General features: G+C 73.1%; 14 protein-coding genes. 7 read left to right on the top strand and 7 right to left on the bottom strand.

Annotated elements, in window-relative coordinates:
• Positions 1 to 59 precede the first annotated feature (59 nt).
• The gene (locus DN051_RS34755; protein WP_112440614.1) at positions 60 to 914 is read right to left on the bottom strand and encodes a SigB/SigF/SigG family RNA polymerase sigma factor; all 855 of its coding nucleotides are present in this window, start codon (positions 912 to 914) and stop codon (positions 60 to 62) included.
• A gap of 183 nt (positions 915 to 1,097) precedes the next feature.
• Positions 1,098 to 1,472 carry an ATP-binding protein gene (locus DN051_RS34750; RefSeq protein WP_112442620.1) on the bottom strand — a complete coding sequence of 125 codons (375 nt, stop codon included), beginning with the start codon at positions 1,470 to 1,472 and terminating at the stop codon, positions 1,098 to 1,100.
• A gap of 253 nt (positions 1,473 to 1,725) precedes the next feature.
• Between DN051_RS34750 and DN051_RS34745 the strand changes: the two genes are divergently transcribed.
• Together DN051_RS34745 and DN051_RS34740 are read left to right on the top strand one after the other, a co-directional pair.
• Positions 1,726 to 1,947, top strand: a complete 222-nt coding sequence (locus DN051_RS34745; protein WP_112440612.1) for a hypothetical protein — start codon at positions 1,726 to 1,728, stop codon at positions 1,945 to 1,947.
• A 388-nt stretch (positions 1,948 to 2,335) separates the two neighbouring features.
• Positions 2,336 to 2,794, top strand: a complete 459-nt coding sequence (locus tag DN051_RS34740; protein ID WP_053761884.1) for a cyclic nucleotide-binding domain-containing protein — start codon at positions 2,336 to 2,338, stop codon at positions 2,792 to 2,794.
• Positions 2,795 to 2,810: 16 nt separating this feature from the next.
• Here the strand turns inward: DN051_RS34740 and DN051_RS34735 are convergent, their stop codons facing one another.
• On the bottom strand, positions 2,811 to 4,103 hold the full coding sequence (locus DN051_RS34735; RefSeq protein WP_053761883.1) for an MFS transporter: 1,293 nt from the start codon (positions 4,101 to 4,103) through the stop codon (positions 2,811 to 2,813).
• Positions 4,104 to 4,182: 79 nt separating this feature from the next.
• Entirely contained in the window at positions 4,183 to 4,803 is a 621-nt protein-coding gene (locus DN051_RS34730) for a LysE/ArgO family amino acid transporter (RefSeq protein WP_053761882.1), read from the bottom strand.
• Between the two features lie 98 nt (positions 4,804 to 4,901).
• Between DN051_RS34730 and DN051_RS34725 the strand changes: the two genes are divergently transcribed.
• Together DN051_RS34725 and DN051_RS34720 are read left to right on the top strand one after the other, a co-directional pair.
• On the top strand, positions 4,902 to 5,804 hold the full coding sequence (locus DN051_RS34725) for a LysR family transcriptional regulator ArgP (RefSeq protein ID WP_112440610.1): 903 nt from the start codon (positions 4,902 to 4,904) through the stop codon (positions 5,802 to 5,804).
• A gap of 137 nt (positions 5,805 to 5,941) precedes the next feature.
• Positions 5,942 to 6,292, top strand: coding sequence for a DUF488 domain-containing protein (locus DN051_RS34720; RefSeq protein WP_053761880.1), 351 nt, complete (start codon positions 5,942 to 5,944; stop codon positions 6,290 to 6,292).
• Positions 6,293 to 6,314: 22 nt separating this feature from the next.
• Here the strand turns inward: DN051_RS34720 and DN051_RS34715 are convergent, their stop codons facing one another.
• Both DN051_RS34715 and DN051_RS34710 read right to left on the bottom strand, forming a co-directional pair.
• Positions 6,315 to 7,988 carry an FAD-binding dehydrogenase gene (locus tag DN051_RS34715; RefSeq protein WP_112440608.1) on the bottom strand — a complete coding sequence of 558 codons (1,674 nt, stop codon included), beginning with the start codon at positions 7,986 to 7,988 and terminating at the stop codon, positions 6,315 to 6,317.
• 17 nt (positions 7,989 to 8,005) lie between these two features.
• Positions 8,006 to 8,644, bottom strand: coding sequence for a TetR/AcrR family transcriptional regulator (locus DN051_RS34710; protein ID WP_053761878.1), 639 nt, complete (start codon positions 8,642 to 8,644; stop codon positions 8,006 to 8,008).
• Between the two features lie 145 nt (positions 8,645 to 8,789).
• Here DN051_RS34710 and DN051_RS34705 point away from each other — a divergent pair, with 145 nt between their 5' ends.
• The 3 genes from DN051_RS34705 to DN051_RS34695 all read left to right on the top strand — a co-directional run bounded on the left by DN051_RS34705 (position 8,790) and on the right by DN051_RS34695 (position 11,635).
• Positions 8,790 to 9,416 (top strand): alpha-ketoglutarate-dependent dioxygenase AlkB, encoded by a 627-nt coding sequence (locus tag DN051_RS34705; RefSeq protein WP_053761877.1) that lies wholly within the window; start codon positions 8,790 to 8,792, stop codon positions 9,414 to 9,416.
• 227 nt (positions 9,417 to 9,643) lie between these two features.
• On the top strand, positions 9,644 to 10,390 hold the full coding sequence (locus DN051_RS34700; RefSeq protein WP_053761876.1) for an MBL fold metallo-hydrolase: 747 nt from the start codon (positions 9,644 to 9,646) through the stop codon (positions 10,388 to 10,390).
• A 9-nt stretch (positions 10,391 to 10,399) separates the two neighbouring features.
• Positions 10,400 to 11,635 carry a DUF4032 domain-containing protein gene (locus DN051_RS34695; RefSeq protein ID WP_053761875.1) on the top strand — a complete coding sequence of 412 codons (1,236 nt, stop codon included), beginning with the start codon at positions 10,400 to 10,402 and terminating at the stop codon, positions 11,633 to 11,635.
• A 10-nt stretch (positions 11,636 to 11,645) separates the two neighbouring features.
• Here the strand turns inward: DN051_RS34695 and DN051_RS34690 are convergent, their stop codons facing one another.
• On the bottom strand, positions 11,646 to 12,515 hold the full coding sequence (locus DN051_RS34690; RefSeq protein ID WP_053761874.1) for a universal stress protein: 870 nt from the start codon (positions 12,513 to 12,515) through the stop codon (positions 11,646 to 11,648).
• Positions 12,516 to 12,539 lie beyond the last annotated feature (24 nt).

Here is a 12,539-nt window from a genome sequence, read left to right as displayed (position 1 = left end):
GCGCCACCCGCAGCGGGCGCGGCCCCGGCCGACGTGGCGCCACCCGACGTGGCGCCGGGTCAGGCCGCGGTGTCGCCGCGGCGCGCGCCGCGCCGTCCCATGGCCTCGTCCCGCACCCGGGCGCAACTGCGGCTGATCAGGCGGGAGACGTGCATCTGGGAGATGCCCAGCAGGTCGGCGATCCGGCTCTGCGTCATGTCCTCGAAGAAGCGCATGTAGAGGATGGCGCGTTCGCGCTCCGGCAGGTTGCGCAGGCTCGCCTTGGCCGACTCGCGGTCGACCACGACGTCGAAGGAGGCGTCCGGCGCGCCGAGGGTGTCGGCCAGGCTGTAGCCGTCCTCGGTGGAGAGTTCGGCGTCGAGCGAGAGGGTGCTGAAGCTCTCCAGCGCTTCCATCCCCGCGGTGACCTCGTCCTCGGTCAGGCCGGTGTGGGCCGCGATGTCGGCGACCGACGGCTCGGGCGCACCAGGGCTCTGGGTCAGCTCCCGGCGGGCGACCCGCACCTTGTTGCGCAGTTCCTGGACCCGGCGGGGCACGCGCAGCGCCCACATCCGGTCCCGGAAGTGCCGCTTGACCTCACCGGTGACGGTGGGAACCGCGTAACTCTCGAAGGCGCCCCGGTCGGGGTCGTAGCGGTCGATGGCCTTGACCAGGCCGAGCGCCGCGACCTGGCGCAGATCCTCCAGGGACTCGCCGCGGTCGCGGAACCGGCCCGCGATGCGATGGGCCATCGGCAGCCAGACGGTGACGAGTTCGTCCCGCACGGCGTCCCGCTCGGGGCCTTCCTCCAGGCCGTGCAGACGGGTGAACAGGCGGGCGGTGTCGGGAGCGTCGTCATGGCGCCGGCGCCGACGCCGGCTCGCGGCGGAGCGGTCGGAGGTTCCGTGACGGCTTGTCGACATGTCGATCAGCATGCGGATTCGCTCCTGAACGGTCTTCTGAGGGACTTCAGGGGACTTCCGCGGGAAGGGTGGCGGTCCGGAATCCCGGAGACCCCGGAGCGCGTACCGCTCCCCACGGGCGCGCCTCCGGTCCGAAGCACGAAAGTGCGCCTGCCCCGGCGCCTGGGCGGCAAACACCCGCCGTGCCGACGCCGTTCAGCACAGCGGCACGACGGCGGTGATGCGCTTGCCGCCCGACGGCAGCCCGGCCACCATGACGTCCCGGGCCAGCCGGCACACGATGGGCCAGCCTCGGCCGCCGGGACGGAATCGCTCCTGCGCGTCGGCCCCGGCCGCGACGACGGGCAGCCGTTCGCTGCGATCGCTGACCGAGACCCGCACGCCGCGGCCGTCCACGTCCACGTCGACGTCCGTGATGCCGCCGCCGTGCAGGATGGCGTTGGAGGTCAGCTCCGACGCGACGAGCAGCGCGTCCGCGAGCACCTCCTCGTCACAGGGTGTGCCGGTGGTCCGGCAGCGGCTCACGACCGCGTGCCGGACGGCCCGGCGGACGTCGGCGGGGCGAGACATCCCGCCCGGCGCGGGGGGACCCTGGCCGGTCGGTTCGCCGGTGGGCTCGGTCCAGTGCTGCGCACTCACTTTTCCCTCCCTGTTGGATCGAATGGTCGAGAAGAACTCCTGAGTCACATGGAAACGGGGTACGTTCGCCCGCTTCGCCCGCACTGTTCGGCTGACCCCGGATGGACCCGCCAAACACCCCGGGCGCACCTCATGGGTCCCGGATTCTGGTCATCGATCCGGACCACGGGGGTAGGCGGAGGACATGACCGATGTCGTGGACTCAGACGAACTGTTGAGGCGCATCCGGCGCGGCAGGGCTTTCGCGGAGCAGCAGCGGGGCGCGTGGCGGTCGCGGGGCGCCGCCCTGGCTGCGGAGGACCCGGACGCCGCCCGCGACGCGGCCGCGCGCGGGCTGGCCTACGAGGTCGTGCTGAAGGTGCTGGACGAGATCCTCACCCCCGGCCGGCACGCCGAGGTGGGCTGACCTCGGCCTCGGACGCGGGCGTACGGGACGGCACTTGCGCACCACCGCCCGCCGCCGGCCCGCTCCGGGCCGCGCCCTCGCGGGAGTGGTGGGGCCGAAGTGAAACAGGTCACCTGCCCGGGTTTCATGTTCAACGATCACCCTGTGATGGTTTATCGTTCATCCATACGTGATGAACGGGGTCGACCGCAGCGTCCCCCGCACATCACCGCGAACGGCCCTGGCTGGCCTCCCCCGTCCAGCCAGGGCTTTTTCATGCCCACCGGGCGGTCGTCCACCGCGTCGCGCGCCCGGTGCCGGAGCCGCCGAGGTGCTCGGCGCGCCCCGAGCGGCTGAAATGGGCATAGGAACAGCACCGGGACCGATCGCCGGCGAGGAGCTCCGCGCCATGACCAAAGCGACGAAACTGCTGACCGCCCTTCCCCCTCCGCAGCGCCGGCGCCTGATGGAAGTCGGCCGTGAGGTGTCCTTCGCCGAGGACACCCGGATCTTCGAGGCGGGCGGCACGGCCGACCGCTTCTGGGTCATCCGTTCCGGGGCGGTCTCGCTCGACCAGCAGGTCACGTCGGTCCAGCGGGTGACCGTCGCGAGTCTCGGCTCGGGCGATCTCCTGGGCTGGTCCTGGCTGTTCCCGCCGCACCGGTGGGACTTCGGCGCGGTGGCCTTCAGCCCCGTGCGCGCCTACGAGTTCGAGGCGGAGCCCGTGCTCGCGCTGTGCGACGAGGACCCCCAGCTCGGCATGCTGCTGGTGCGGACCGTCGCCGAGATCCTCGCCCACCGGCTGGAGATGACCCGCGGCCAGCTGATGGAGCAGTACACGGTGCGCCGGCGCGGCGGCGGTCTGTAGGTCCGGGGCCTTCCGGTCAGACGCGGTACCGGCGCAGGTCCGGGACCGCCGCGGCCAGCGCCAGCATGACGCCCACGACCAGCAGTCCTCCCCACACGACGGCCGTACGCGGGCCGAAGGCGGAGCCCGCGGTGCCGTGCAGGACGTCGGCGAGCCGTGGGCCGCCCGCCACGACGACGGTGAAGACGCCCTGCATACGGCCGCGCATCTCGTCGGTGGCGGCGGACAGCAGGATCGCGCCGCGGAACACCATCGAGACCATGTCGGCGACACCGGCGGCGATCAGGAACGCCACCGCGACCCACAGACTGGTGCTCAGCCCGAAGCCGGTGATCGCGACACCCCAGGCGACCACGGCGCCGATCACCATCCAGCCGTGCCGGCGGGCCCGGGAGAAGGTGCCCGAGAACAGGCCGCCCGCCACGGCGCCGAACGGGATCGCCGCGAAGAGCAGACCGAGGGCGAGGCCCTCCCCGTACGGGGCGTAGGTCTGCGCGGCCAGTTGCGGGAACAGGGCCCGGGGCATGCCCAGGACCATGGCCACGATGTCGGCGAGGAAGGACAGCAGCAGGACCTTGTGCAGGGATATGTAACGGAACCCCGCGGCGATCTCGCGCAGCCCGGCGCGCCGCGTCGACGACGTGGTGAGCGGCGGCAGCGCGGGGAGCCTGAGGACCGCCCAGACGGCGAAGCACAGGGCGAGGGCGTCGATGAGATAGAGCTCGGGCAGCCCGATGACCGGGATGAGGGCGCCGGCCAGCAGCGGGCCGGCGACCAGGCCGGTCTGCATCACGGTCGAGCCGAGGGCGTTCGCGGCCGCCAGTTCGTGCTCGGGGACCAGCCGGGCGATGGAGGCGTTGCGGGCGGGCGCGTTCAGTCCGAAGAAGGCCTGCTGCGTGGCGAGCAAGACCATCAGCACGGCGACCGAGTCGAGACCGGCGAGCGCCTGGAGCCAGAACAGCACCGAGGTGACGGCGATACCGCTGTTGGTGATCAGCAGCAGCTTGCGGCGGTCCATGCTGTCGGCGACCGCGCCGCCCCACAGCGCGAACACCACCAGCGGCAGCAGGCCGGCGAGGCTCGCGTACCCCACCCAGGCCGACGAGCCGGTGATGTCGTAGATCTGCTTGGGCACGGCCACCGCGGTCAGCTGGCTGCCGACCGCCGTGACGATGGTCGAGCCCCACAGCCGCCGGTAGGCGGGGCGCCGCAGGGGCCGGGTGTCCATCGCCCAGCGGCGCCAGCCGCCGCGGGCAGCCTCGACCGGGGTCGCGGTCTGCGGTTCGGGGCTGCTCTCGCTCGTGTCCACGTGTGTCCTGGTTGTTCACTACATCTTTCGGATCGGGGCATCACTATCGCAGCCGGGTCCGGCGGCCGGCGCGGTGCGGTCAGCTTCCGGCGATGAGCGTGACACCGAGGACGATCATGGTCGCGGCGACGAGGCCGTCCAGCACCCGCCAGGCGGCCGGGCGGGACAGCCAGCGGCCGAGCAGCCGGGCCCCGAACCCCAGCGCGGCGAACCAGCACAGGCTGGCCGTGGCGGCCCCGATGCCGAAGGTCCAGCGCAACGGGCCCTGGTCGGCGGCGACGGAGCCGAGCAGGAAGACGGTGTCGAGGTAGACGTGCGGGTTGAGCCAGGTCATCGCCAGACAGGTGAGCACCGCCCGCCTGCGCGACCCCGCGGCCTCCCCGTCCGTGCGCAGGGCGGCCTCCCGGCCGGGCCGGAGGGCGCGGCGCGCCGCCAGCGCGCCGTACCCCAGCAGGAAGGCGCCGCCGATCCAGCCGACCGCGGTCAGCGCGCCGGGCCAGGCCACCACCACCGCGCCGACTCCGCCGACACCGAGGGCGATCAGGGCGGCGTCGGACAGGGCGCAGATGCCGACGACGGCGAGGACCGCCTCCCGGCGGACGCCCTGACGCAGGACGAACGCGTTCTGGGCGCCGATGGCGACGATGAGCGAGAGGCCGGTGCCGAATCCTGCGGCGGCGGCGGTAAGAGCCTGGGACATGACTTCGACGCTACGTAAGCGATCACAAGAGGTACAGCTAAAGATTCTTACGTATCCTTAATGCAGCTAATGCATGCCTGAGGAACGGAGCGGCGCGGATGACAGCGGAGCTACCGCTCGACCAGGTGCGTACCCTGCTCGCCGTGGTGGACGAGGGCACCTTCGACGCGGCGGCGGCCGCCCTGCACGTGACGCCCTCGGCGGTCAGCCAGCGCGTGAAGGCTCTGGAGCAGCGCACCGGACGGGTCCTGCTGCTGCGCACGAAGCCGGTGCGGCCGACGGAGTCCGGTGAGGTCGTGGTGCGGTTGGCGCGGCAGCTGGCCCGGCTGGAGCGGGACGCGCGCGCCGATCTCGGCATGAGCGGCGAGGGGGAGCCGACCCGCGTGTCGATCGCGGTGAACTCCGACTCGCTGTCGACCTGGTTCCTGCCCGCGCTCGCCCGCGTACCCGCCGAACTGCGGCTCTGCTTCGAACTGCGCCGCGAGGACCAGGACCACACGGCGGCGCTGCTGCGCGAGGGTCTGGTGATGGCCGCGGTGACGTCGTCGTCCGTGCCGGTGGCGGGCTGCTCCGTGCATCCGCTCGGCACGATGCGCTACGTCGCCGCGGCCCGCCGGGACTTCGCCGGACGGTACCTGCGCGGACCGGTGGAACAGGCGCTGCCGGACGCGCCGGTGGTGGTCTTCGACCGGCGCGACGACCTCCAGGACGGGTTCGTGCGCAGACTGCTGGGCGGCGCGGGCGGCGCGGGCCCGCTGCGGCACTACGTCCCCACCTCGGAGGGATTCGTCGACGCGGTCGCCGCCGGCCTCGGCTGGGGAATGGTGCCCGAGGTCCAGGCCGAACCGCTGCTGCGCTCGGGCCGGCTCGTGCACCTGGCGCCCGACCGGGCGGTGGACGTCCCGCTGTACTGGCAGCAGTGGAAGCTCGACTCCCCCGCCCTGGCGGCGGTGGCGGAGGCCGTGACGCGCACGGCGGAGCAGACGCTGCGCCCGCGCTGACCCCATTGCCGAATCGGCCGCCCCGTCCCGACCGGGATCCGGCCGACACAGCCGCGGAACCCCGGCCGCTTCGACGGCCGCGGCCGCCCGCCCGGCGTACGCTCCCCGGACGACCCGCCCCGAGAAAGGTCCCGCGTGTGAGTGTCCGCGTGCGCCGTGTCTACGACCGGCCCGAACCCGACGACGGCGTACGTGTCCTGGTCGACCGGCTCTGGCCGCGCGGGCTGTCGAAGGACGCGGCGCAGGTGGACGAGTGGCCCAAGGCGCTCACCCCGTCCACCGGGCTGCGCCGCTGGTACCACACGGGCGAGCCGTCGTACGAGGAGTTCGCCCGCCGCTACGAGGCGGAGCTGGCCGAGCCCGAAGCGGCCCGCCTCCTCGACGGGCTGCGCACGACCGCGGGCGGGACGACGCTGACCCTGCTGACCGCGTCCAAGTCCCCCGAGCGGAGCCACGCGGCGGTGCTGGCCCGCCTCCTCGGCACCTGAGGAGACGGGCCGCCGCGTCGGCTCAGGCGGTCTGCTGCGCGGCGGCCCGGCCCGCCGCGCGTCCCGAGAAGAGGCAGCCACCGAGGAAGGTCCCCTCCAGGGCGTTGTAGCCGTGCACACCGCCGCCGCCGAAGCCGGCCACCTCGCCCGCCGCGTACAGGCCCTCGATCGGCCGTCCGTCGGCGCCCAGGGCGCGGGAGTCGAGGTCGGTCTGGATGCCGCCGAGGGTCTTGCGGGTCAGGACGTGCAGTTTGACGCCGATCAGCGGTCCGGCCCCGGGATCGAGGATGCGGTGCGGGGTGGCGACCCGGCCGAGCCGGTCGCCTATGTAGCGGCGCGCGTTGCGCAGGCCCTGCACCTGGGTGTCCTTGCCGTAGGGGTTGGCGATCTGGAGGTCGCGGGCCTCGATCTGGCCGCGGATCGCGGCCGCGTCGAGGAGCGGCTTGTCGGTCAGCGCGTTCATCTTCTCGACGAGCCGTTCCAGGTCGGGCGCGGTCACGAAGTCGGCGCCCTCGCGCAGGAACGCGGCCACGGGGCCCGGGGCGCCCTTTCCGAGCACCCGCTCACGCAGGAACGCCCGGCGGTCCTTGGCGGTGATGTCGGGGTTCTGCTCGGAGCCCGACAGCGCGAACTCCTTCTCGACGATCTTCTGGGTGAGGATGAACCAGGAGTGGTCGTGGCCGGCGATGTCCTCGGTGGTGCGCAGGTGCTTCAGGGTGCCGAGGGTGTCGTATCCGGGCAGGCACGGGGCGGGCAGGCGGCGGCCCAGCGCGTCGAACCACATCGAGGACGGTCCGGGCAGGATCCGGATGCCGTGGCCGGGCCAGATCGGGTCCCAGTTCCGGATGCCCTCGGTGTAGTGCCACATCCGGTCCCGGTTGACCAGTCGCACGCCCGCCGCGGCGCTGATGTCGAGCATCCGGCCGTCGACGTAGGCGGGGACGCCGGTGACCATCCGGGCGGGCGGCGTGCCGAGCCGCTCGGGCCAGTGGCGGCGGACGATGTCGTGGTCCGCGCCGATCCCGCCGGTCGTGACGACCACGGCCTGGGCGGTGAGTTCGAAGTCGCCGGTCCGGTCGCGGTTGGAGGCGACACCGCGCGGCGAGTCGTCGTCGGCGAGGACCGTGCCGCGCACGCCGCGGGCGGCACCCTCCTCGATGACGAGTTCGTCGACCCGGTGGCGGTGGTGGAAGGTGAGCAGTCCGTCGCGCGCGGCCTGCTCGGCGTGGCGGACGAAGGGCTCGACGACGCCGGTGCCGGTTCCCCAGGCGACGTGGAAGCGCGGGACGGAGTTGCCGTGTCCGTGCGCGCGCAGGTCGCCGCGCTCGGCCCAGCCGACCGTGGGCAGGAAGCTGATGCCGTGCCCGGTCAGCCAGGACTGCTTCTCCCCGGCGGCGAACTCGACGTAGGCGCGTGCCCAGCGCACCGCCCAGGAGTCCTCGTCGTCCAGCCGGTCGAAACCGGCGCTGCCCTGCCAGTCGTTCCACGCGAGGTCGAAGGAGTCCTTGACGCGGAGGCGTCGCTGCTCCGGGGAGTCGACGAGGAACAGCCCGCCGAAGGACCAGAAGGCCTGGCCGCCGAGGTTGGCGGCGTTCTCCTGGTCGACCAGCGCGACCTTGCGGCCCCGGCTGGTGAGTTCGTGCGCGGCGACCAGACCGGCGAGGCCGGCTCCGACGACGATGACGTCCGCATCCATGGCGACCGTTCCCTTTCTCATTCGGCTCGTTCGGGATGACCGCTGCCGTCGGTCAGCAGTGCCGTGAGCAGTTGCTTGAGCCACGCGCGCGCGTGCTCGACGTCCCTGTCCAGCAGCAGTTGGGTGGTGACTCCGTCGTACGCGGCGACCACCGCGTGGGCGGCCCCGTCGGTGCCGCCGAGGACGGAGGGCAGTTCGGTGTGCCCCTGCACGGCGCGGGCCAGCCGGTGCGCGATGGCGGCACGCAGCCTGCCCCGGTGCTCCAGCAGGGTCCGCGCCACGGCCGGGTCGCGGGCGGCGTGCACCAGGAAGTCCGTCTTCACCAGGAGCCAGTCCCGGTCGAGGAGCAGCACCTCCGTGACCCGGTCGACGGCGGCGGGCAGGTCGAGGTCCGGCCCGTCCAGCGCGAGCGCCCCGGAGACCTGCTCGGCGATCAGATCGGCCCGTTGCCTGTAGAGGGCGAAGAACAACTCGTCCAGGCTGTCGAAGTTCGAGTAGAACGCGCCGCGGCTGTAGCCGGCCGCCTCGCAGACCTCTTCGATCGAGACCCGGCCGAACCCCTTGGCCGCGAACACCGCGAACGCCGCGTCCAGGAGATTGGCGCGGGTGCGGACACGGCGCCTGGTCACCCGCCCGCTCGTGCGCTCCGCCCCCATGTCCCGGCCCCCCGTTCGCCCCGGCCCGTTCGATACGTGAATGTATCCGATACGGGAATGCATCCAAAGGGTCGTGACAGCCGCAGTTTCCGGCCCCCGCCCACACTTATGGAACAGATTTTCGAATCAGGGGTACGCTGGATCCATGGCCACGCACCTCCAGAGCTCCCTCTTCGACCAGAGCGACCGGCTCGGGCTCGGCGGCCTGGCCGGGCTGCGCCGCACCGAGCTGGGCTCCGGCGCCTGGATCGATCTGCTCCCCGGATGGCTGGGCGGGGCCGACGCGCTGTTCGAACACCTGGCGGCCGAGGTGCCCTGGCGGGCCGAACGCCGCACGATGTACGACCACGTCGTCGACGTGCCCCGGCTGCTGGCGTACTACGGGGCGGGCGACCCCTTGCCGCACCCGGTGCTGGCCGAGGCCCGCACCGCGCTCGGCGCGCACTACGCCGCTGAACTGGGCGAGCCGTTCACCACCGCCGGACTCTGCTACTACCGCGACGGCCGGGACAGCGTCGCCTGGCACGGCGACCGCATCGGACGGGGCGCCCGGGAGAACACCATGGTCGCCATCCTCTCCGTGGGCGCTCCCCGGGACCTGCTGCTCCGCCCCCGGTACGGCGGCGACACCGTCCGACGGCCGCTGGGCCACGGGGACCTCATCGTGATGGGCGGCTCCTGCCAGCGGACATGGGAGCACTGCATACCCAAGAGCACCCGGGCGAGCGGCCCCCGCATCAGCATCCAGTTCCGCCCGCACGGCGTGAACTGACGGCGGAGCGCGCCGGGGCACGGAGGCGGCAGCTCCGGTGGCGCCCGGCGGCTGCCTCCGGCGGACGGTGCCGGAGGCAGCCCTTTTGCCCCGGGCCCGCCGTCCGGGGACACCCCACGCCGGTAGCACGTCCGGGTTCTGAGACGCTCCCGCCCCTCCGTCGAGACCGGCACCTTGATCTGCTTTGCTGTCCAGGTCGGGCACCGCCCTCAGCGAACGAGACGATGATGCGTGCAGAAGTTCAGCAAGTCGCCGACCGCACCTACCTGGTGCACGGCAGCAACACCAACTGGGTGATCCTCGGCGACGGGGACGCCGTCACGCTGGTCGACACCGGCTACCCCGGGGACCGGGACAAGGTCCTCGACTCCCTCGCCGCGGTGGGCAGCTCGCCCGAGGCGGTCGCGGCCGTGCTCATCACCCACGCCCACAACGACCACCTGGGCTCCGCGGAGTATCTGCGCGCCACGTACGGCACCCCCGTCTACCTGCACGAGGCGGAAGTCCCGCACGCACGCCGGGACTTCCAGCACCAGGTCACCGTCGGCCAGGTCCTGCGCAACGGCTGGCGGCCTGGCGTGCTGCCGTGGGCCGTGCACGCGCTCCGCTCCGGCGGCACCGCGCACCACCCCGTGACCGCGCCCCAGCCCTTCCCCGCCGAGGGCGCCCTGGACCTGCCGGGCCGCCCCGTACCGGTGCACACGCCGGGCCACACCCTCGGGCACTGCGCCTTCCACCTGCCGGAGACCGGCGTGGTGATCTCCGGGGACGCCCTGGTCAGCGGCCACCCGACGGCCCGGCCGAAGGGGCCGCAGCTGCTGCCCGACATGTTCCACCACGAGCGCCGGCGGGCCCTCGCCTCACTGGAGCTGTTCGAAGGCCTCGAGGCCGACCTGCTGCTGCCCGGACACGGCCCCGTCCACCGGGGTCCGGTGCGCGAGGCCGCACGTCAGGCACGCGAGCGGGCGGTCTAGGGCCGCGCCATGGCATTGCAGATCAGCGCCACCAATCCGGAGCACCCGGCCCTCCTGCTGGAACTGCCGTGGCACGTGCCGCTGGAGGACTGGCCGCAGGAGCATCTCGTCCCGCTGCCGCGCGGCATCTCCCGCCACGTGGTGCGCTACGCCCAGGCGGGCGGCGAGGTCGTCGCCGTGAAGGAACTCGCCGAGCGCCCCGCCCTGCGCGAGTACGAGCTGCTGCGCGACCTGGACCGGCTGGGCATTCCCGCGGTGGACCCGCTCGGCGTCGTCACCGGCCGCACCGACTCGGACGGCGCCCCGCTGGAACCGGTGCTGATCACCCGGCATCTGAACGGGTCGCTGCCCTACCGCTCCATGTTCGAGACGACGCTGCGCCCGGCGACCATGCACCGGCTCATGGACGCCCTGGCGGTGCTGCTGGTGCGTCTGCATCTGGCCGGGTTCGCCTGGGGCGACTGCTCGCTGTCCAACACCCTGTTCCGGCGGGACGCCGGCGCCTACGCCGCCTACCTCGTCGACGCCGAGACGGGCGAGCTGCACCCGCGGCTCAGCACCGGGCAGCGCGACTACGACCTGGACCTCGCCCGCGTCAACATCAGCGGCGAGCTGCTCGACCTGGAGGCCTCGGGGGCGCTGCACCCCTCCGTCGACCCGGTCGAGTTCGGCACCGAGATCTGCGCCCGCTACCAGGGTCTGTGGCAGGAACTGACCCGCACCTCCGTCTACCCGGCGGGCAAGTACCACTACATAGAGCGCCGGATACGCCGGCTGAACGACCTCGGGTTCGACGTGGCGGAGATGCAGATCGACCACTCCTCCAACGGCGACACGGTCACGTTCGTGCCCAAGGTCGTCGACGCCGGCCACCACCAGCGGCAGCTGCTGCGGCTGACGGGTCTGGACACCGAGGAGAACCAGGCCCGGCGGCTGCTGACCGACCTGGAGAGCTGGATGGTCACCCAGGACGACCACGCCCCGGGCGACCCCCTCGCGGCACGTCCGGAGGTGCTCGCCCACCGCTGGGTGCGGGAGGTCTTCCGGCCGACGGTGCGCCGGGTGCCCGCCGGGCTGCGGGCCGGCATCGACCCCGCCGAGATCTACCACCAGCTCCTCGAACACCGCTGGTACCTCTCGGAGCGGGCCCAGCACGACATCGGCCTCGACATGGCCGTCGAGGACTACGTCAAGAACATCCTGCCCGGCGCCCGCACCTCGCTTCAGTCCCCGGCGTCGGAGTGAGCGGCCGGACTCAGACGGGCGGGACCACCGCCACCGGGCAGTCGGCGTGGTGCAGCACGCCGTGGGCCACCGAGCCGATCCGGGCCCCCACGGCGGTGCGCCGGGCCCGGCGGCCGACGACCATGAACTGGGCCCGACCGGCGACCGACAGCAGCACCTGCCCCGCGCTGCCCATCTCCACGTGCTCGACAACCGGCACGTCCGGGTAGCGCTCCCGCCACGGCGCCAGCGCCTCCGCCAGCGCCTTCTTCTCGTAGCCCTCCGGCCCGCCCGCCTCGTCGAGCAGACGCAGCGAACCGGGGCTGTAGGCGAACACGGGCGGCAGCGTCCAGGCCCGCACCGCGCGGACGGTCGCGCCGCGTGCCGCGGCCGTCTCGAACGCGAAGGCCAGCGGCCCGGCGCTGTCCTCGGGGCCGCCCTCCTGACCGACGACGATCTCCCGGCCGCCCACCTCGGCCACCGGCCGGTCCCCGGAGCGGACCAGCACCACCGGGCGCGTGGCCGCGGCGATCACCTGCTGCCCCACGGAGCCCAGCAGGAAACCGACGACCGCGCCGTGCCCGCGCGAGCCGAGCACCAGCATCTCGGCCCCGTCCGCCGCCTCGACCAGCGTCTCGACGTCGTCGCCCTCCAGGACGTCGACGCAGACCTCCAGTCCCGAGTGACGACTTGTCACGGCCCGCACCGCCTCCGCCGTCGAGCCGCGCACCCAACGGGCCTGGGTCTCGCGGTCCCCCTCGACCGCCTCGTGCGGCTCGTGACGCCAGGCGTGCACCACCCGCAGCGCCAGCCCGCGGCGGACCGCCTCACGGCCCGCCCAGGCCACCGCCGCGAGGCTTTCCTGCGAACCGTCGACCCCTGCCGTGATCGGGCGTGTCATGCGGCTGTCTCCTCATGTCGTGAT

Origin of the sequence: Streptomyces cadmiisoli (assembly GCF_003261055.1) — a bacterium.
Classification (GTDB): Bacteria; Actinomycetota; Actinomycetes; order Streptomycetales; family Streptomycetaceae; genus Streptomyces; species Streptomyces cadmiisoli.
The sequence above is the reverse complement of the archived record's forward strand: the minus strand, read 5'-3'. Positions and strand labels throughout refer to the sequence as shown.

Coding starts and splice junctions, on each gene's coding strand:
- DN051_RS34745 (WP_112440612.1), top strand. CDS start 1,726: ATGACCGATGTCGTGGACTCAGACGAACTGTTGAGGCGCATCCGGCGC.
- DN051_RS34725 (WP_112440610.1), top strand. CDS start 4,902: ATGACAGCGGAGCTACCGCTCGACCAGGTGCGTACCCTGCTCGCCGTG.
- DN051_RS34710 (WP_053761878.1), bottom strand. CDS start 8,644: ATGGGGGCGGAGCGCACGAGCGGGCGGGTGACCAGGCGCCGTGTCCGC.
- DN051_RS34700 (WP_053761876.1), top strand. CDS start 9,644: ATGCGTGCAGAAGTTCAGCAAGTCGCCGACCGCACCTACCTGGTGCAC.
- DN051_RS34695 (WP_053761875.1), top strand. CDS start 10,400: ATGGCATTGCAGATCAGCGCCACCAATCCGGAGCACCCGGCCCTCCTG.
- DN051_RS34705 (WP_053761877.1), top strand. CDS start 8,790: ATGGCCACGCACCTCCAGAGCTCCCTCTTCGACCAGAGCGACCGGCTC.
- DN051_RS34690 (WP_053761874.1), bottom strand. CDS start 12,515: ATGACACGCCCGATCACGGCAGGGGTCGACGGTTCGCAGGAAAGCCTC.
- DN051_RS34730 (WP_053761882.1), bottom strand. CDS start 4,803: ATGTCCCAGGCTCTTACCGCCGCCGCCGCAGGATTCGGCACCGGCCTC.
- DN051_RS34755 (WP_112440614.1), bottom strand. CDS start 914: ATGCTGATCGACATGTCGACAAGCCGTCACGGAACCTCCGACCGCTCC.
- DN051_RS34715 (WP_112440608.1), bottom strand. CDS start 7,988: ATGGATGCGGACGTCATCGTCGTCGGAGCCGGCCTCGCCGGTCTGGTC.
- DN051_RS34750 (WP_112442620.1), bottom strand. CDS start 1,472: ATGTCTCGCCCCGCCGACGTCCGCCGGGCCGTCCGGCACGCGGTCGTG.
- DN051_RS34740 (WP_053761884.1), top strand. CDS start 2,336: ATGACCAAAGCGACGAAACTGCTGACCGCCCTTCCCCCTCCGCAGCGC.